The 18,030-nt window shown below is 61.8% G+C and carries 15 protein-coding genes and 3 pseudogenes; 11 read left to right on the top strand and 7 right to left on the bottom strand.

Features of this window, described 5'->3' with window-relative positions:
• The first annotated feature begins 176 nt into the window (after positions 1-176).
• From ACG873_RS04090 to ACG873_RS04080, 3 genes are read left to right on the top strand one after another with little or no spacing between them, the layout of a single operon-like run.
• Positions 177-773, top strand: coding sequence for a hypothetical protein (locus ACG873_RS04090; RefSeq protein ID WP_394890559.1), 597 nt, complete (start codon positions 177-179; stop codon positions 771-773).
• Entirely contained in the window at positions 770-1,363 is a 594-nt protein-coding gene (locus ACG873_RS04085) for a hypothetical protein (RefSeq protein ID WP_394890558.1), read from the top strand. The genes ACG873_RS04090 and ACG873_RS04085 overlap by 4 nt, the downstream gene beginning before the upstream one ends.
• Positions 1,363-1,908, top strand: a complete 546-nt coding sequence (locus tag ACG873_RS04080) for a hypothetical protein (protein ID WP_394890557.1) — start codon at positions 1,363-1,365, stop codon at positions 1,906-1,908. The genes ACG873_RS04085 and ACG873_RS04080 overlap by 1 nt, the downstream gene beginning before the upstream one ends.
• On the opposite strand, the pseudogene ACG873_RS04075 reads toward ACG873_RS04080, so the two are convergent.
• A pseudogene (locus ACG873_RS04075) lies at positions 1,901-3,161 on the bottom strand (hypothetical protein). The gene ACG873_RS04080 and the pseudogene ACG873_RS04075 overlap by 8 nt on opposite strands.
• A gap of 244 nt (positions 3,162-3,405) precedes the next feature.
• Here ACG873_RS04075 and recQ point away from each other — a divergent pair.
• The 6 genes from recQ to ACG873_RS04045 all read left to right on the top strand — a co-directional run bounded on the left by recQ (position 3,406) and on the right by ACG873_RS04045 (position 10,738).
• The gene (recQ, locus tag ACG873_RS04070) at positions 3,406-5,208 is read left to right on the top strand and encodes a DNA helicase RecQ (protein WP_394890556.1); all 1,803 of its coding nucleotides are present in this window, start codon (positions 3,406-3,408) and stop codon (positions 5,206-5,208) included.
• A 540-nt stretch (positions 5,209-5,748) separates the two neighbouring features.
• On the top strand, positions 5,749-6,342 hold the full coding sequence (locus ACG873_RS04065) for a DUF4956 domain-containing protein (RefSeq protein WP_394890555.1): 594 nt from the start codon (positions 5,749-5,751) through the stop codon (positions 6,340-6,342).
• On the top strand, positions 6,320-7,150 hold the full coding sequence (locus tag ACG873_RS04060; protein WP_394890554.1) for a polyphosphate polymerase domain-containing protein: 831 nt from the start codon (positions 6,320-6,322) through the stop codon (positions 7,148-7,150). Before ACG873_RS04065 ends, ACG873_RS04060 begins: the two co-directional genes overlap by 23 nt.
• A 140-nt stretch (positions 7,151-7,290) precedes the next feature.
• Positions 7,291-8,130 (top strand): esterase-like activity of phytase family protein, encoded by an 840-nt coding sequence (locus ACG873_RS04055; RefSeq protein ID WP_394890553.1) that lies wholly within the window; start codon positions 7,291-7,293, stop codon positions 8,128-8,130.
• A gap of 523 nt (positions 8,131-8,653) precedes the next feature.
• On the top strand, positions 8,654-10,009 hold the full coding sequence (locus tag ACG873_RS04050; RefSeq protein WP_394890552.1) for a sensor histidine kinase: 1,356 nt from the start codon (positions 8,654-8,656) through the stop codon (positions 10,007-10,009).
• Between the two features lie 54 nt (positions 10,010-10,063).
• Positions 10,064-10,738 carry a response regulator transcription factor gene (locus ACG873_RS04045; protein ID WP_394890551.1) on the top strand — a complete coding sequence of 225 codons (675 nt, stop codon included), beginning with the start codon at positions 10,064-10,066 and terminating at the stop codon, positions 10,736-10,738.
• Positions 10,739-11,141: 403 nt separating this feature from the next.
• Here ACG873_RS04045 and ACG873_RS04040 read toward each other — a convergent pair whose 3' ends face one another.
• Complete coding sequence (locus tag ACG873_RS04040) at positions 11,142-11,411, bottom strand: hypothetical protein (RefSeq protein ID WP_394890550.1); 270 nt, start codon at positions 11,409-11,411, stop codon at positions 11,142-11,144.
• A gap of 151 nt (positions 11,412-11,562) precedes the next feature.
• Here ACG873_RS04040 and ACG873_RS04035 point away from each other — a divergent pair, with 151 nt between their 5' ends.
• Complete coding sequence (locus ACG873_RS04035; RefSeq protein ID WP_394890549.1) at positions 11,563-12,276, top strand: DUF6065 family protein; 714 nt, start codon at positions 11,563-11,565, stop codon at positions 12,274-12,276.
• Here the strand turns inward: ACG873_RS04035 and ACG873_RS04030 are convergent.
• The 5 genes and pseudogenes from ACG873_RS04030 to ACG873_RS04010 all read right to left on the bottom strand — a co-directional run bounded on the left by ACG873_RS04030 (position 12,216) and on the right by ACG873_RS04010 (position 16,052).
• Positions 12,216-12,650 carry a hypothetical protein gene (locus ACG873_RS04030; RefSeq protein ID WP_394890548.1) on the bottom strand — a complete coding sequence of 145 codons (435 nt, stop codon included), beginning with the start codon at positions 12,648-12,650 and terminating at the stop codon, positions 12,216-12,218. The genes ACG873_RS04035 and ACG873_RS04030 overlap by 61 nt on opposite strands.
• A gap of 243 nt (positions 12,651-12,893) precedes the next feature.
• Positions 12,894-13,274, bottom strand: a pseudogene (locus ACG873_RS04025) (dihydrodipicolinate synthase family protein); the annotation flags it as partial.
• 158 nt (positions 13,275-13,432) lie between these two features.
• A complete protein-coding gene (locus ACG873_RS04020; RefSeq protein WP_394890547.1) occupies positions 13,433-13,663 on the bottom strand; it encodes a hypothetical protein in 231 nt (76 codons plus the stop codon).
• Positions 13,664-14,066: 403 nt separating this feature from the next.
• Positions 14,067-15,000: pseudogene (gene rbsK, locus ACG873_RS04015) on the bottom strand (ribokinase).
• Between the two features lie 2 nt (positions 15,001-15,002).
• Positions 15,003-16,052 (bottom strand): ABC transporter ATP-binding protein, encoded by a 1,050-nt coding sequence (locus ACG873_RS04010; protein WP_394890546.1) that lies wholly within the window; start codon positions 16,050-16,052, stop codon positions 15,003-15,005.
• Positions 16,053-16,328: 276 nt separating this feature from the next.
• Between ACG873_RS04010 and ACG873_RS04005 the strand changes: the two genes are divergently transcribed.
• The gene (locus ACG873_RS04005; RefSeq protein WP_394890545.1) at positions 16,329-17,975 is read left to right on the top strand and encodes an extracellular solute-binding protein; all 1,647 of its coding nucleotides are present in this window, start codon (positions 16,329-16,331) and stop codon (positions 17,973-17,975) included.
• Positions 17,976-18,030: the final 55 nt, after the last annotated feature.

Genomic DNA, 18,030 nt, shown 5'->3' with positions numbered 1-18,030 from the left:
CAAGGGCCTAGAGCGGGTTGCCATCCGGGAGGATGCACGGCCACCAGCAGAGAGTCCTTGCCTAAACCCTCATGTGAGCAACCGCTGACCGTTTCGCTTGCGTCATAATATTACCGTAAGCCTCACCTTCAGGTTGAATTCGTGGTTGAGTCTGACGAATCGGGCACGGAGGAGATATGGCCACTGAGCAACGATCGACATTGCGGCATCGTCTCTTCGCATTCCTTGTCGCCGGCATCGGCGGCACCGCGGCAGCCGCGGCGTCGTTTGCCATGATGGTGTATGAAACGGCCAACCCGAACACAATTCCGACAATCGCGGCGGGCGAACCCATCGATACCGGGCGCTGGATCATAACGTTTCACGGTGCGCGGATCGGCTCGGTCCCGCCGACCGGGACCAAACCGCCCGAGCCGAAGAATTTCCTCATGGTCGAATTCGATCTCGACAACCGCTCGGCAGCCACCAGCAACGTCTTTTCGACCTTGTTCGCCATCGACCCGCCGATTGCGGACCTGCCGGCGCCGGCCTTCTATCTTGCACGCGACAAGTGGATCGCGAGCGGCGTCCATCCAGGGATGCCGGAAGGAATGGTCGCCGCCTGGGAGTGGCCGGCGACGCGGCCTCTGCCCCGGGATCTGCGCCTCGCGGTCGGCAGCCAGATTTACAAGCGACGCGACAATCTCTACGGCGCGTCGGGCTGGTTCGACCGCGATCCAGTCGCGGTGTTGAATCTGCCGGTGACGGCGGATGCGATCGGGTCGGCGCAATGAAAGCAGGCTTCAACGGAGCCGCCGCAGTTACATTCGCGGCAGCGATTCTCTACGCCATGCAGCGCACGACGCCGCTCTACAGCGAAATAACCTCGCCCGTCCCGGTCGCCGGCAAGCAGGGCGAGCGCATCGACACCCGCGCCTTTGCTCTTGGCGTCGGCGACGTACACCTCGCACGCATCGTCAAGACCGAGCGCTTCGGCCGCACCCGCACCTATACCACCTCCGGGGTCTGGGTGCTGCTGGAGGCCGCGGCCGAAGCAAGCCGGGAGAGCCTGACCCTGACTTCGGCCGAGTGGCGCGGCCCGAGCGGCGTGCGCTATGCGCTTACCCAGCGTTTTTCCACCATGCCGGGCATGTTGCCGGCCGAGCGGCTGGAGCCTGGGCTGCCAAAGCCCGTACTGATGGCTTTTGAAGTGCCCGAAAGCGAGCTTGCCGGCGGGACCTTGCTGGTGGCGCCATCGGCTTTCACACCGCTTGGCGATGAGGCGCAGGTGGCGATCACGCAACTCGCGCTTGGCGACATCCGAAGCGCCGTGACTATTCGCCAGACCGGGGGGCCGATGCCCTGGGTCTTGGAGACGGAGTGATGGCCAAGGCGATTTCCCAAAGCGAAAGACGCCGCTACTGGATGAGCCTCGCTGGACTGGCAATCGCCCTGCCTGTGGCAGTCCTGGTGCACTCTTGGGAAAGCATTGCGGCGTGGCGGGCTGGCAACGAACACGACCCTGTCATGGTCGGGAGGGAAGAATCCGAGAGTTATGCCGGGGGCGAATGGCGCCTGACGACGCTGTCGCGTCTGCCAGGCGGCTCTGCCGAGCAGGTCGTGGTGCTGGCCGAATTCGAGGCAAGGATCGAGGAGCCTAACCTGCTCACGGAGGGCCTTTGCGCCGTCGTGCTGACCGACGCGGAGGGCCGCCGTTGGCAGCCGGCCTTCCTGACTGAGCCGATCGTGCGCAAGATGCATCCCGAGACGGCGGATAAGCCGCGTTGCGGCGGCCTCGCCTTCCGAAACGCCGGCAAGGGCGGAACGGCGAGCATGGCCGAGACTTTCGTCGTTCCGGCAACGGCGAACGGCTTGGGGTTGTCGGTTACGGTGCCGAGCGCCCGGCCGCGCTATTTGCTCTTCAGGTAGCTGCTGGCGGTGACGGCCGCTGCGCCGAGACGGCATGTTCCAGAAAGGCCGCCAGCAACGCGATCCGCAGGGCGTCGAGTAATATGCCGCCGTCGAGATCGCTTGGGCTGCCGATGAACACTGCTGCGACGCTGAAGACGACCTGCCATGTGTCCAGATCGGGCACACCGAGCGTCCGCGTCGCGCCGAACCACAGCCAGGCGCCGAGCCAGCCGATCAGCCGGTAGGCGACGACGTAGGTGAGCAGCATGGCGAGCCCTGCGCCGAGCGCCAGCTTTAGGCAGGTCCAGACCGGGGCGTAGCGCGAGCGATAACCACCGAGGAAATGGGCGATGAAGTCGCTGAGCCATTTGCGCCAGGTGGATCCGCGCGACGGCGGCGGGACGGCCGGAATCGACGCGGCCGACAGTTCGTAGCCGTTGATGATGGCAGCCATGACCAGCCAGACCATCGGCAGGAGCGCGTAGAAGAACAGGCTTTGCGCCTGTTCCAGGATGCCGGGCTGCCTGAACTCGACCGGCGTGAGGCCCTCGGCCGCGTAAGCCGCGATCGACAGGGATAGCGAGCGTGCGCCCAAGCTCAATTCGTCCAGCAGCGCGCCTGCCCCTATCCAGGCGATCAACTCGTCCTTCAAGACATCGAGCGCGTAGAGGCCGATAAATATCCAGCTTGCGTCCGCCGCCACGATGAGCAGCCGCCAGTAAGGCCCGCGCGAGCGCTTGTTCATGCGCTTGGCGAACCAGCGGACCATCCAGCAGGCGGCGATCGACGCGATGAGGCCGCTGGAGCGCAGCAAGCCGAATATGTCTGCGCTTTCGCCAAAGGGAACGCGGCTCGAGTGCCAGCCGGGAATATTCGCGTACCGTGTCACCAAGAAAGCCCCAGGCGGCATAATAGGCGAAGAAGGGCAGGATGACCGCCGCGGTAACCGCAAGCATGTGGTCAGCGGGCTGGGATCTCTTTTCCTGCGGCTCGGCTCTGGCCGAGACTTGGCGCAGGGAGGCAAGAGCTGGAAGCCCGGGGCGAAGGGCCGTGAACATCGCCACGACGACCAGCAGCTTTGTCAGCACCACAAGCGAAAGGACGACCATGCCGCCAAGCGGGTTCTTGAGCCCCACCGTGACGGCCGCGTTGAGCAAAAGATCGCGCGCTATGATGCCGATTGCGCCAAGAAGCAGAAGTTGCGGCCAGAAGCGGGCGAGAAGACCGGCCGTCAGCGAGAGCGGCCGGAGCATGTCCTCGATCGTCGTCATGCCCTTGCATAGCCGAGCATCGTCGGGTTTCACAACGCCAATGTTGCGACAACGGATCACGAACTTCGTAGATGATGCAAGATGCAGGCTAGCCGAACCAAGGGAATCGCTTCATCTCGGCTAACCTTCATCGCTCGGTTAATATGCTGGAGGCGAAATTGCTCAGCAGGAAGGTCGCTGGGCGCTCTTCACCTCGCAAAACTGTTATTAGGCGTGGTCTTTCTGATTCTTGCCACAGGTTACCGTGACCGCCGATCCCGCGCATATTCTGAAAGCCGTTTATGGCTACGATGCATTTCGTGGACCTCAGGCGGAGATCGTCGACCATGTGATGGCCGGCAACAACGCCTTTGTCTTGATGCCGACGGGCGGCGGCAAATCGCTTTGCTATCAGATCCCGGCGATGGCCCGGCCCGGCATGGGCCTCGTAGTCTCACCGCTGATCGCTCTGATGGCCGATCAGGTGGCTGCCTTGCGTCAATCAGGAGTCAGGGCCGCCGCGCTCAACTCCGATCTGACAGGCGATGAGCGGCGCGCGTTGTGGCGAAACGTATCCGACGGCGCTCTGGACCTCCTCTACGTAGCCCCTGAGACGCTGCTCAGATCCGGCATATTGGAGCAGCTTGGCCAAGTGCCCCTGTCGCTGATCGCGATCGACGAAGCGCATTGCCTGTCGCAGTGGGGACACGATTTCCGTCCCTCGTACCGCCAGCTCGACGCTCTGGTCGCGCTGTTCCCCGACACTCCGCGCATGGCGCTGACGGCCACCGCCGACGCTCCGACACGGGCTGAAATCCTGGCGCATCTCAAGATCGCGGAAAGCGATGCCTTCGTCGCCGGCTTTGATCGACCCAACATCCGCTACGCCATGGAGGAGAAAGACAATCCGAGGGGGCAGTTGAAGCGCTTCCTGAAGAGCCATGAGGGCGAAAGCGGCATCGTCTACTGTCTGTCGAAACGAAAGACCGAGGAGACGGCGGCCTGGCTCTCCACGCAAGGCTATAACGCGCTCCCCTATCATGGCGGCATGGACAAGGCAGCGCGCGAGGGGAACCAGACGCGCTTCCAGCGCGACGAGGCCGTCATCATGGTGGCCACGATCGCATTCGGTATGGGCATCGACAAGCCGGATGTGCGGTTCGTCGCCCATGTCGATCTGCCAGGCAGCATAGAGGCCTATTATCAGGAGACCGGTCGTGCCGGGCGCGATGGCCTGCCTTCGGACACCCTGATGCTCTATGGCCATGAAGACATTGCTTTGCGCAGTCGCTTCATCGAAGAATCGAATGCACCCGAACAGCGCAAGCGTATGGAACGGCAAAAGCTCGATGCGCTCCTTGGGTTGGCCGAGACGGCGGGCTGTCGCCGCCAGGCGCTGCTCTCTTATTTCGGCGACCGCTGCGAACCTTGCGGCAACTGCGATACCTGTGCCGAGCCGCCAAGGCTGTTCGACGGTACGATCGCCACGCAGAAAATCCTGTCGTGCATTCACAGGACCGGCGAACGCTTCGGCCAGGCCTACATCGTCGATGTCCTATTGGGTGCTCAGGATGAACGCATCATGCAGTTCGGCCACGACCGCGTCTCCACCTATGGCATCGGCAAGGAGCACGACGGCCGCACCTGGCGCGCGATCTTGCGTCAGTTGATTGCGCTACGACTGATTGACGTTGACCTGAGCGGCCATGGCGGGCTGTCGATCTCGGACGCGGGCCGCCAGTTCCTGCGCGAAAAGCGGATGCTCATGCTGCGTACGCCGCCACCGCCGCGCGCCCGGCGCGAAAAGGTCTCTCGCAACAGCCCACCTGCCGCCCTGCCACACGCCGATCGTGGACTGTTCGAGGCATTACGCGCAAAACGCATGGAAATCGCCCGAACGCAGAATGTGCCGCCCTATGTGATCTTTCATGACCGGACGCTGATCGAATTGGCCGCGGCCCGCCCCGCCTCGCGTGCGGAAATGGCCGGTGTTCCAGGTGTCGGCGAGGCCAAACTGGAGCGTTATGGCCCCGCCTTTCTCGCGGTGATTGCCGAGCACGCTGGATAAAGACGGTTCGAAGCGGTTGCCCACGCGCTGGAGGCACGCGGGAGCCCGATTGACCTGACGGCGGACCGCCTCGTGCTCATCCCCTGCACGTTTTCCAAATTCTCTACGAAGACCGGTTCCTGCGATCGGGCGGCATCGAAAAACCGTTAGATTTCCGGATGGCTGCGAGGTCCTGATCGAGCATGTTTCGAGCGCGGCTGGGACACCGGCTCTTACCCTCCTCTCACCTGAAGTTTGTCAAATTCTAATCTAGGGTGCCCCAAAATCTAGCCAAACTCCCACGAAGCTTTAGCCGGCTAGCTTCATAAATCTGTCATCGGACTGTCACACCTCCGAATGCGTTCCCGACAAGTCGTTGATCCTGGAAGGTTAAGCGACGCCGCCGCATTCCGCAGCCTCTGACTTTCCGACCGGAATGGAGCGGGATCGTCCCGTTTTCCATTCAGCGCCGCCTATGGCGTCACGAGAAGCAGGAGCTGAAATGCACCCCGTTCCACTTATCCCGGCAGCATCGCCAGGCGCCCCAATGGCGAGGGCGCGATGAACTCCTTTTTCATGCAAGCCCTTCAGGACCCGCTGGCGGCTCAGGCGATCAGGTTCGCGCTGAACCTCGTTGGAATGACGCTTCTTACGTTCGGCATGTATTACCGGCGCTATCGGGACAAGGAGCTGGTGACGGCTGCCGCTCTGTTCAACATCTTCGTTTTTGCGGTGCTTACCGTCCTGTCTTCGGTGAATTTCAGCGTTGCCGCGGGCTTTGGCCTGTTCGCTATCCTGGCGCTCTTCACACTGCGCTCGGAGCCGCTCAGCAAAACCGAGATGACCTATTTCTTCGGCAGCGTCGCCATCGCAGTCATCTCATCCGTGCAGGGAACGACGCTGCCCTTCGCGGCGATGATCGTTTTGTTCGTGCTCGTCGGCGCCTACGTGGTCGACCACCCGAAGATGCTGCAATCGGTCAGCGGGGCGAAGGTCACGCTCGACAAAATCCACCTGACGCTGCTGTCGGACCCCGAAACCATGCGCGCCGAACTCTCGGAGCGGCTGGGGGTCACGGTGCTGTCTTATCAGGTTCTGCAACTCGACTACATCACGGAAATGGCGAGGCTCAATGTCTTCTATCGCAAACACTGACGCGCGCCTGGAGCAGGTTTTCGACCCGATCAGCCTCGCTGCCCTCAACTCCAAGGCCGAGATGCTGGAGCGGCTCGACAACAAATACGTCACCCGCGCGGGCATACTGCATCGCGCCGCTGCCGAACTGGCAAGGCGCTTCGATATTCTGGAAATCGAGGGCCGCCGGTCGTTCACCTATGAAACCTGCTATTTCGACGATGCGGACCGGCGCAGCTATTTCGACCACCATCAGGGTCGGCGGCAGCGGGCGAAAGTCCGGATCCGGAAATATGCCGATGCAGGGCTTTGTTTCGTCGAGGTGAAGCTCAAGGATAAGCGCGGCGCGACGATCAAGAAGCGGCTGCCTTATGATGCCGGTAAATTCGGCATTCTCAACAAGACGGCGCTCGCCTACGTGCACGAAGTCTATTTCGACCAGTATCGCCAGGAGTTTCCGTACGCGCTCTCACGCGTCCTCGACATGCGCTATGTCCGCATGACACTCGTGGCGAAGGACGGCGGCGAGCGCATGACGATCGACAGCGGGATGCGGTTTTTCGCTCCCGGCTCGTCGCACGCCGTCAGTGATGATCACTTCATCCTGGAAACGAAATCCGCAAACGGCAACGGGATAGCCGATCGCCTCCTGCGCGCAATGCACCAGCACCCCACCAAGCACTGCTCGAAATATTGCACCGGCATAGCCATCCTCAATCAGGGAACGAGGCACAACAAGTTCCTTCCCGCCCTTCGCAAGCTCGGGATCGTGCCCGCGCCGCAAACGGCTGAGGTCGTCCCCGGGCAAGAGATCGAGGTCGCCGCATGATACATCGCAAAGGAATTGGCCCAATGACCAAGCGAAACAGATTTGGCCGCTTGTTCTGCCGGTTTACGCTGGCCGGTGCGATGCTGGCTTCTGCTTTGTCGACCGGGTCAGCCCAGCCGAGCCTGGAAGCTCTGGATAGCATGGACCTGCCTTCCGAAGGCGCCGACGGCGTCAGGATCGAGGAGCTTTCCGGCCTGTCCTGGGACGAGGATGAGCAACTTCTCTACGCGGTCTCCGACGGCGGCGTCCTTTATCATTTTCGCATTCGGCTGGACGGATCACGCATTGCAGAGATCGAGCCCGTCTTCTCCGCTCCCCTCTCGACGAAAGCTAATGAGGCCTCCGGCAAGCCGGTCACCAACGCGGAGGGTCTTACCACCGTCAACGATGACAATGGCCGGCGGTCCGACAGCGAGCTTCTGATCGCGTTCGAGGATGGACCTTCGATTGGACGCTTTACGCCGCGCGGCGAGTGGATCGCCAATTCCGCCCTGCCCGCCCCGTTGGCCGACGAGACGCGATACAGCAAGAAGAACAGCCGCCTGGAGGCGGTGGCGTTCGACGAGCGTCACGGCATGCTGACCGCGCCGGAACGGCCCCTCAAAGGCCAGCCGGAGAACCGTCACACGCTATATGCGGCGGACGGAACGACCTGGTCGTTCGAAGCTTTCCAGCCCGACAGCAGGCTCAAGGCGATCCAGCAGTTGCCGGACGGCAATCTCCTGATACTAGAGCGGACCCGCGAGGAAAAGGGTGGCGCACCGACGGCGCGGCTGCGCTATCTCGACTTCGCCAAGTGTTCGGAAATACGGGAGTGCCAAGTAGCCGAGCTTTCAGCCGAGCCCAACGCGATGCTGGTCGACAATTTCGAAGGAATGGCCCGCCTTTCGGACGATCTGTTTCTCATCGTCACCGACAAGACAAAGAAGGACGCCGAACCGACGATATTCGTCCTGTTCCGGGTCAAGGCGAGGCCATGAAGCCGCAGCAATTCCGGCGGCACATTCTCACCAATTTCTAACCTGAATCTCCCGCAACCTTAATAGCCGGTCCCGTATGTTCGGTCCGTGTTATGAAGGCGTCGAGCAGGTATTCCGCCGACTCCGAGCAGACCGTGATGGCCGCTATCCGGCCAGGTGCGGCATACTGGATTTTCGAGGATCCGATCGTCGGGTTCTCAGCGCCGATGGACACCGATGGGCATCAGGTCTCGCATCATTCTCTTTCAGTCCATTGTGGTCGCGTCCGTCTTGGCGATGGCTATCGCCATCTACGCGACGATCCGCTCCACCGAGTATCATTTGCAGCGCGTGCAGTGGACCAATCATCAACTGGCAGCCGTCACGCAACTGACCGTCAACGCCAATCGATATTCCGAGCAGATCGCTGAGTTCCTGTTGATCGGCGAGCCGGAGCGCCCCGACTACGACAGCGCTCGGGCCGAGCTCGAAGCAGGGTTCGATCGAGCTCGAGAAGGTGACCCGGGGCGAGGCCGAGTTCTTGGTGGGCACCAGCGAACAGGAGGACGAGGGCGACGAAATCTTCCGCGTCACGCGAATGCGCGCGCTCTATGGAGAAATCGGCAAAGCCGCTTTAAGGGCAGTCGATCTGCGCAATCAAGGACGGCAGGAGGAAGCGATCAGCGTCTTTCGCCGTGATATCGAGAACCGTTTCGACGCCGAGTTCGAAAACATCCTCGAAGCTGCGAGGCGCGACGAAGCGGAAGAGGTTGGCCGAACGGAGATACAGGCGGAAGCGCTGTGGCGACGCCTGACCTGGATAATAGTGGCGCTTATCTTGGTTGCCGTGGTCCTTTGTTTTGTCGCCGCTTTCCTTCTCACCAGGTCTTTGGTGCGCCCCATTGGTCTACTAATCCAGGGCGCCGAGGCGATCGGGCGGGGCGAACTCGACCACCGCATCGACTTCGACGGCCATGACGAACTCGGCGTGCTCGCCCAGCGCTTCAACGCCATGGCCGCCAATCAGGAGGACCAACGCAACCGATTGCTTGCCGCGCGAGCGGATCTCGAGCGGCAAGTCACCGCGCGTACCGCCGAACTCGCCGCGGCGAACCAGCGGCTGACCGATCTCGACCGGTTGCGGGTTCAGTTCCTCGCCGACATCAGTCATGAACTGCGCACCCCGCTGACCGCTCTTCGCGGGGAGGCGGAGATTCCACTGCGCCACGGTTCGAAACCCGAGGCAGTCTACCGTGACGCGCTCGAACGGATTGTAACGCAAAGCCTGGAGATGAGCCGGCTCGTCGACGATCTGGTTTTCCTGTCCCGCTCGGAAACCGACACGATCCGCTTCGAACCGCGCCGAACGGACCTCGTGACCATCGTCGCCGATGCAGTCCACGACGGCGAAATCCTTGCTCGCGCCAACGCTATTTCAATCAAGGCGGACTACAGGACCGATCCGATCTGGGTCACTGCCGACGCGCAGCAGCTTAAGCAGGCGCTCGTCATACTTCTGGACAACGCCATAAAATACTCGCCGCGCGGACGCCCGGTGAACTTGAGCATGACCGTTTCGGATGGACATGCCCGGATTACCATACGCGACAAGGGGCTGGGCATTCCCGCCGAGGAAATACCAAAGGTGTTCGAGCGGTTTTACCGCGGCCGAAGCCCAAAGGCGTCGCGCCAGCCAGGCAGCGGGCTCGGCCTGGCGATCGCGAAATGGCTTGTCGAAAAGCATCAGGGCGAGATCACGCTCACCAGCGAGGTCGGGTCCTTTACGGAGGTCGTGGTCCGCATTCCATGCGCCGACGCAAACGAAGCTCCGGATGACAATTTCGGCGCCAACACGATCGCTTCGAGGAAAAAGCCTCGTGTGAAAACCAGCGCGGCATAAACAGCGGGGGAAGCGCTCCTGCCCGCGGCAGGATCCCCGACGGAGGTGATGTCAATGTCAAAAATTCTGCTGGTGGAGGATGACGACCGTATCGTGGGCTTTATCAAACGAGGGCTCGAAGCGGAGGGTTACCTGGTCGACCTTGCGAACAATGGCGAGGATGCACTGGCGATGGTGCGGGAGGCGTCCTATTCGCTGATCGTTCTCGACCGCTTGCTTCCCGGAATTGACGGTCTCGACGTGTGCCGCATGCTGCAACGCGAGCGGCGCAAGAATCTCGTCCTGATGCTCACCGCAAAAGACAGCCTGCAGGACAAAGTCGAGGGGCTGAAGGGCGGCGCGGACGATTATCTCACCAAGCCCTTCGCATTCGACGAACTGATCGCTCGCATCGAGGCCCTTCTTCGACGCGGACCCGGCGCGGCATCGGATCCGTTGCTGAAGGTCGGTGACCTTACGCTCGACCCCGTCGCAAAAAAGGTTCGGCGCGGCGAGCGCGAGATCAGTCTGACGGCCAAGGAATTCAGGCTTCTAAACTATATGATGCTGCATCCCGGAGCCGTCATCAGCCGCACACGGCTGCTCAACAATGTCTGGGACCTGAGCTTTGACCCCGAAACAAAGGTGGTCGATGTCTACATACGCTACCTGCGCCGCAAGATCGACGGAGCGGAGGAACACCCGCTTATCAAGACCGTGCGCGGCTTCGGTTACGTCATATCGGCTTGAAGCGGACACGCTTAATTCTAACGCCAGGAGCTTCCTCAGGTATATTGTTATGTTTTGTTGCACGGCTAACAAGATTATGTCGAAAGCAAGAGATCGGTTACGGTCAGGTTAAAAGTTGGATAGAAGGCGATTTATTCCGAGACTATTTCCGCATTTCTACGTTATTTCACGGTTGTCGCACTGGAGCGACCGCATTGCGTGACGATAAACGGAGAAAGCATCATGAAACCCAGTCATAAAATCGGCCGCATGATTGCCTTTGCAATCGCCGCCGCAACCGGAACAGCGGTATCAGGGGGGCGCAAGCGGCCGTCAAGCCGCACACAATCGAGACCGGCGGCATCAGGAGCATCGTTGGCGCGAAGCAGGCGGCGCCGAAGACGCTGCCTGGAACGGTTCAGGCTCAGGAGAAGTTGTTGCAGTTCGCCGGCAACAGCTCGTCGAACTCGAGTTCGAATGGGTCGTCGAATTCCAGCTCAAACGGCTCCTCGAACTCGAGCTCCAACAGTTCGTCCAATTCGAGTTCCAACAGTTCGTCCAATTCGAAGTCGAACAGCTCGTCGAACTCAAGCTCGAATAGCTCCTCCAATTCGAGTTCAAACAGTTCGTCGAATTCCAATTCCAACAGCTCGTCGGATTGGGGCTCGAACAGATCGTCAAATTCGAGTTCCAACCGGCCGGCCCGGACGCTGGTGGATTTCCTGCGTCAACGCTAGAAACCGGCCATGAAACGAGGGGCCGGCTCCCTGGCCCCTCGTTGCACCGGCGACCCACGGTGAGTAAACCGGCTTCCGGCGATTAGTCTCTAGCTCCAAATGACAGCCATGCTGACACGCTTCAACAAGCCCTCGCCCAAGATCAGCTTTCTTTGCCAACCCTCCGATGTCGGCGTTATCGCCGAACCGCGGCCGGCCAAATCCGCCCTCCCCGACTGGTTCCGGAAGATTGCGCCGATCGATCTGGAGCATGTCGGCGCGCACGACAACGGCATCACGATTAAGCGCTGCATGCCGTTCCTGGACGCGCTCTCCACCGGCTGGATACTTCCGCTCGCCGCGGAGGTTCGGCTGGAGATCAAGGATGGCGGCGAGACCGTCGACTACGGCTGGGAGTTCGACCGCACGATGGTCAGCAATCACAGCCCGCACCAGATCACAGGCCATCCAAGCATGCCGCGGCCGCCCTGCAAATTCCACAATTACTGGGCAATCCGAACGGCGCCGGGGTGGAGTTGCCTGTTCGTGCCTCCGCTCAACCGGCCGAACGGCGTCTTCGAGGCTGTTGCCGGCATCGTCGATACCGACATCTATTCGGCGCACATCCACTTCCCCTTCTTCCCGATCGGTCCCGATGGCGTGCACATCATCGAGAAAGGCACACCTTTGGTGCAGGTTTTCCCGTTTTGCCGCGCCGCCGCCGCGATCGAAGGCGAGGTGCGCGCCGAAACAATGGAAGAGGCAAACGAGCGGGAACGCATCTATCGCAACACTATCGCCGGCTCGGGTTGGTATCGAAAGTTCGCCCGCGCGAAACGCTGAGTCGAACACCAGAGAACCCAATTTGAATTTCCGGGCCGCTGCTGGTAGCCGATCTCCGCTGTTGTGCCCAAAGCGGCCGCTCGTTCCGCGACCGATATGCGGCAGCTTAGCGCCCCATGTCGGCCGTTGCCGAGTGCGCCATGCTTGACGACATCGACTTTGCCGTCCTTATGCAGCCGGTTGTAATACGTGGCCGTGCCGTTGACGTTGATTTCGATCTGATCGGTCTTGCCCGGGTTAACTGTGACGGGATTGGCGTACAAGGCATCGCCCCCATCTCCGGCAGCATAGAATCCTGCCGTCTCCAGAAAGGCTGGCGTGGACACTGGCGTGTATGCCTCGGCATCTGCGATAGTCGCGAATTTTTCGGGCATTTTTAGCGGTGCTCCACAGGGCTCAGTCGTTCGCCCGTTCCTCTCGACGACATCACTATCGGCGAAATGGTAGCTGGCTGCAACCATCGCGGGTGCGAACTTCGCTATAAATGATGCGGGATCGAGGAGGTGAACCTGCCGTTCGCGCTACAGCCTGATACGACCCCAACATGACATTTCGCCGCCCATTGGCGAATGTCTGCGCGCGGCAGCCTTGGGCCGTTTCCGGACCGACAGCTTTATCACCGCGTGGTAATGCTCGTATGCCTCGTCCTGCGTCAACGGTGTGTAGGAGACCGGCGCCATCAGGAGCGCGTCGGCACCCGCGGTCTCGGCGTCCCGCGCGAGATCCATCGCATGGTCGGTCCGCAGCGTGCCCACTCCGACGACGAGCGGCACGCGCCCGCGCGCGCATTCGCTTGCGGCCTCGACGGCACGCCGCCGCTCCTCGCGCGAGAGGTAGGCATAGATGCCCGTCGATCCGAGAAGGCCGATCGAGTCGACACCTGCCTCGCATAGCCGCTCCACGAGGCGCGCGAGCGTCTCGGTGTCGACGCGACCGTGTTCGTCCGCCGGCGTGAGCGGGAAGGCTGACAGACCTCGGAACGGGGTGCCTGTTGTCATGGTCTTTTCCCGCAATCCTTCATTTCGTCGCCCGCTCTTCAAACTCTCAATCGAAGCTGATCGGCGCAAAACCATCATTGCCGCTCGCGGCACGAAAGCGCCAGACGAACCTTCCGAACTTGTGGTCACCCGCTGCCGTTAGCACCCGGGCGGCTTTACTAGGCGGAAAACTTCACACTCACACCGCGCTGCCGAAAATAGGCCTGCATCAGCTTGCGGCCCGAACGGTTGTTCTGTGCCAGCCTGGTCGGATCGAACACGGCCTCTTTCATGCCCTCCCGTGTTAGCGCTGCCTTGAGGGTTGCTATATGTACGTCGATATCGGCATTGTTTGATTGGAGCGATGCATAGATGCTGTCGGTTGCCTCGGATACGGTCGGCTCGCTCACGGTTGTACTCCTTTGGTTGTTCGGTGGCGGGTTAGCACAGATTGGCGGCTTGACCGATACCGAAAGACGGCAGATGCCCGTCAGCGGGGATTCCCAGATTTGCCGCTGTCTCAGCGCTCGTTTTGCTCCCACTGTCCTTCCTGCATTCCAAACGCGCCTGTCCCGCGAGGCGGGATCGTATCGTGAAAGTCCCATGGTGTTTTCCCCTTGGCCACATGGCCGGAAGGAAAACGGGCGGACCTAAACGCTCACTGGTTTGGGCCGGGAGCGGACAGGCAGTTCCAAGCCTCCAATCTTCAAGAAGCGGATATTCAGATCGGCGTGAGCATCGTCGTGACATGACCCAATCCGGATCTTCGTCGAGCTATACCGGCGCCCGAAACCCGATGTTAGCCGGACCTCACTATCCATTCTTTCGAAGCAGAACCTCAACGTCAGCCAGTGTAGGCATGGAGGGCGCCGTGCCGGGCTTGGTCACTGAAATGCCAGCGACGGCGCAGGCAAAGCGCACAGCGTCCGGAGGAGAGGCTCCGCGCGCCAAGGCGGCGGCCAAGCCTCCATTGAACGCGTCGCCAGCGCCGGTGGTTTCGACGACAGGTCCGGCCTGGAAGGCAGGGATGTGTTCGGACTGCCCGGCGGAATGCAGCAGTGCGCCCTTCTCGCCGAGCGTGACAATCACCGCGCCAACACCCATGGCGAGCAGCCTGTCGGCGGCACTGCGCGCGTCTCCGACGGTTTCGACCTTGATACCGGTCAGTTCTTCAGTCTCGGTCTCGTTCGGGGTGAGGTAGTCGGCGAGGCCGAAAATCCGTTCCGGCAGCCTTGCCGCGGGAGCGGGGTTGAGGATCGTCGTCACGCCCGCCGCGCGGGCGATCTCGAGCGCATGCAGCGCGGCCTCGATAGGCTGCTCCAGCTGCGTAACGAAGACGCCGGACGAGCAGAATCAGATCCGCATTGGCGTCGATGTCGGCGACGGAGATCAGCGAGGCTGCGCCCGGGCAGACGATGATCGCGTTGTTGCCAGTCGTTTCCTCGACGAAAATATAGGCTGCGCCTGTATAGCTTTCGGGCGTTTCGACTACGGCAGGTTTGACGCCTGCCTCTTCCCAGGTCGCCCTCGCCATGTCGGCGAAGGGATCGCGGCCGAGCCGCGTGATGAAGGTGACGTCCGCGCCAAGCCTTCCGGCGGCCACCGCCTGGTTCGAGCCCTTGCCGCCTGGCCCGAGCTTGAAATCCGAACCGAGGATGGTCTCTCCTATGCGCGGCGCCCGCGCCGCCCTATAGGCGGTGTCGGCGACGAAGACGCCGAGGATTACGACCGGCTTCTGCGTGACCATCATCAGATTCGCCGCCCGCTCTGCGGGTCGAACAGGTGCACCAGATCCTTGCGCGGCTTGAGGTGAAGCGTGTCGCCCGGCTTGAAATCGTGACGCTCACGAAACAGCGCGACGATCTCGCTTTCGCCGAAGCGCAGGACGACCGTGGTTTCGGAGCCGGTCGGCTCGACCACCGAGATTCGGGCCGGCAGGCCGTCCTCGGCGATTTCGAAATGCTCCGGCCGGACCCCGTAGAGGACCTCCTGGCCTTCGGAAACCGCGCGGCTGCCGGAAAAAGGCAGGCTCGCGCCATCGACCATCACGCTCCCGCCCTCGACCTTGCCCTTCAGGATGTTCATCGACGGCGAGCCTATGAAACCCGCCACGAACACATTGGCCGGCCGGTCGAAGAGCTCCAGCGGCGCGCCCATCTGCTCGATCCGCCCGGCCTGCATGACGACGATCTTGTCGGCCATCGTCATCGCCTCGATCTGGTCGTGGGTGACGTAGATCGTCGTCGTCTTCAGGCGTTGGTGCAGTTCCTTGATCTCGGCGCGCATCTGCACGCGCAGCTTGGCGTCGAGATTGGACAGCGGCTCGTCGAACAGGAAGACCTTCGGGTCGCGCACGATGGCGCGGCCCATGGCGACGCGCTGTCGCTGGCCGCCGGACAACTGGCGGGGGTAGCGGTCGAGATAGGGGCCGAGGTCAAGGATCTCCGCGGCCCTGCGGACGCGCTCGGCGATGACAGCCTGATCGGCGCCGCGCAGTTTCAGCGCGAAGGCCATGTTCTGCGCCACCGTCTTGTGCGGATAAAGTGCGTAGTTCTGGAACACCATCGCGATGTCGCGCTTGCCCGGCGGCAGATGGTTCACCATGCGGTCGCCGATGAAAATCGCCCCGCCGGTCACGGCCTCCAGGCCGGCGACCATCCTGAGCAGGGTGGACTTGCCGCAGCCGGACGGGCCGACCAGCACGACAAACTCGCCATCCGCTATATCGACGCTCACGCCGTGCAGGATCTGCACGGCCCCGAACGCCTTGGATATATCGCGGATCGCAACTTGCGCCATCTTCCCCCCAGCGTCTCTTTGGCCAGAAGCTAGTCAACAGGATCGGTCGAGTCCACAGCACAAATCGTGGCAGGACCAATTCCCCTGTCGCGTTGACTCAGGCACGACTTCACCCATAGTGTCAGCCGTTTTCTACCGTCTTGATGCCCCCGACCTCGCACGGAAACGGCGAGTAATTCGGTCACTGGCCGGTTCCCGTCCGGGTGGAGAATGGACGGATCTGAGTCGGGAAATCAATTCGTTGCATCGCCTGAATCAGGTTCTGGGAGGAACGACATGAAAGTAGGTATCTACGAACAACTGGTGCGCGCCGGAAAGACCCGCCGAGCCGTGCTGAAAGGTGCTGCGAGCATCGCAGCCCTCGCGGCAACATCGACGGGAGCGATTGGCGCACTGACGCGCCAGGCTTCTGCACAGGACAATCTGCGAGCGCAAATCCTGCAGATTCCGGGCGTCGGCAAGGGTTCGCCGACGGATGCCGACTGGCAGAAGGTGGGCGAACTTTGCCTTGGCGCGACCAAGGCGGCCGTCAAGGAAGGCGAGTTCGCCGGCGTTGAACTCACCTTTATGGGGCTCAACAACCAGAATCTGCACAACTTCCTGTTCCGCGGCTTTCTGAAGCCGTGGGAGGCCTATACAGGGGCCAAGATCAACTGGATCGACCTCGCCCAGGCCGATTACAATGCGCGCCTGCAGCAGTCGATTGCCACCGGCACGGTCGATTTCGACATCATCGAGATGGGCGCGCCCTTCGAGGGCGATACGGCCGGCCGCGGTCTGCTTGACGAGATGCCGGACTGGGTGGCTACCCAGATCGAGGCGGACGACCTGGTCGGCTATCTGAAGGCGCCAGTCGGCACCTGGGACGGCAAGACCTACCGCATCACCATCGACGGCGACTGCCACACCTTCGCTTACCGCAAGGATTATTTTGGCGACGGCTCGATCAGCGGAATGGCCGAAGTGCCGACGCATTGGGAGGACTTCCCGGCGTTGGCCGCGGCCCTCGCTGGCAAGACCGACCCGCTTACGAGCGCGCCGGCATACGGCTTCATCGACCCGCTGAAGTACCAGTGGGGCGGCTTCGGCTTCTACTTCCTCGCGGATCGCGCGGCGGCCTATGCCAAGCATCCTGACGATCAGGCCTGGCTCTTCGATCCGGACACGATGAAGCCTCGCATCAACAACCCTGCCTGGGTGCAGGCGATCCAGGACGTGCTGGATCTCGTCAAGGCCAACGCCTACCCGCCGGACCAGGTCAACGCCGATCCGAACGCCACCGCCTTCTCGCAGTTCCTTGGCGGCACCGGCGCAGCTCTCACTTGGTGGGGCGACGTCGGCTCGAACGCACGCACCTCGGACACCTCGGTTGTTGGCGACGTGGTCGGGTTTTCGATCAATCCCGGCGCCAAGCGCGTGTACAACTCGAAGTCCAGCGCCTGGGAAGAGAAGGAGAACTTCGCACCGAACATGGCGTATATCGGCTGGGGCGTCTATGTCACGAGCCGCGTCTCGAGCGACGAGAAGAAGCGCAAGGCGGCCTGGTCCGCCGCCGCGCATCTGGGTGGCAAAGATCTTTCGCTCTGGACCGCAGCATATCCCTCGGGCTTCCAGCCCTACCGCAACTCGCACTTCCAGTACGAGGAGTGGGAGGCGGCGGGCTATGACCGCGCCTTCGTCGAGGACTATCTCGGCTCGAACCTCGACAGCTACAACCATCCGAACGCAGCGATCGAGCCGCGCATCCCCGGCATCTTCCAGTATTACTCGATCGCCGAGGACGAGCTGGTGAAGGGCGTCGCCGGCCAGTACGGCTCGGCGCAGGAGACGGCGGACGCCATTGCCGCGGCCTGGGAGAAGATCACCGACCAGATCGGCCGCGACAACCAGGTCAAGCTCTACAAGGCCTCGCTTGGGATGTAATGTCTCGTATCGGGGCGCGGATTCGCGCCCCCTTTTCCGTCTTTTCCAAACCGAG

Source organism: Allomesorhizobium aridi, assembly GCF_043769475.1.
Taxonomy (GTDB): Bacteria; Pseudomonadota; Alphaproteobacteria; order Rhizobiales; family Rhizobiaceae; genus Allomesorhizobium.
Note: the sequence above shows the minus strand (reverse complement) of the source record. Positions and strands in the feature narration are given on the sequence as shown.

Bases quoted from the DNA above. Each gene is read 5' to 3' on its own strand.
- ACG873_RS04090 (WP_394890559.1), top strand. From the start codon at position 177: ATGGCCACTGAGCAACGATCGACATTGCGGCATCGTCTCTTCGCATTC.
- ACG873_RS04085 (WP_394890558.1), top strand. From the start codon at position 770: ATGAAAGCAGGCTTCAACGGAGCCGCCGCAGTTACATTCGCGGCAGCG.
- ACG873_RS04080 (WP_394890557.1), top strand. From the start codon at position 1,363: ATGGCCAAGGCGATTTCCCAAAGCGAAAGACGCCGCTACTGGATGAGC.
- ACG873_RS04065 (WP_394890555.1), top strand. From the start codon at position 5,749: ATGAACTCCTTTTTCATGCAAGCCCTTCAGGACCCGCTGGCGGCTCAG.
- ACG873_RS04060 (WP_394890554.1), top strand. From the start codon at position 6,320: ATGTCTTCTATCGCAAACACTGACGCGCGCCTGGAGCAGGTTTTCGAC.
- ACG873_RS04055 (WP_394890553.1), top strand. From the start codon at position 7,291: ATGGACCTGCCTTCCGAAGGCGCCGACGGCGTCAGGATCGAGGAGCTT.
- ACG873_RS04045 (WP_394890551.1), top strand. From the start codon at position 10,064: ATGTCAAAAATTCTGCTGGTGGAGGATGACGACCGTATCGTGGGCTTT.
- ACG873_RS04035 (WP_394890549.1), top strand. From the start codon at position 11,563: ATGCTGACACGCTTCAACAAGCCCTCGCCCAAGATCAGCTTTCTTTGC.
- ACG873_RS04030 (WP_394890548.1), bottom strand. From the start codon at position 12,650: ATGCCCGAAAAATTCGCGACTATCGCAGATGCCGAGGCATACACGCCA.
- ACG873_RS04010 (WP_394890546.1), bottom strand. From the start codon at position 16,052: ATGGCGCAAGTTGCGATCCGCGATATATCCAAGGCGTTCGGGGCCGTG.
- ACG873_RS04005 (WP_394890545.1), top strand. From the start codon at position 16,329: ATGAAAGTAGGTATCTACGAACAACTGGTGCGCGCCGGAAAGACCCGC.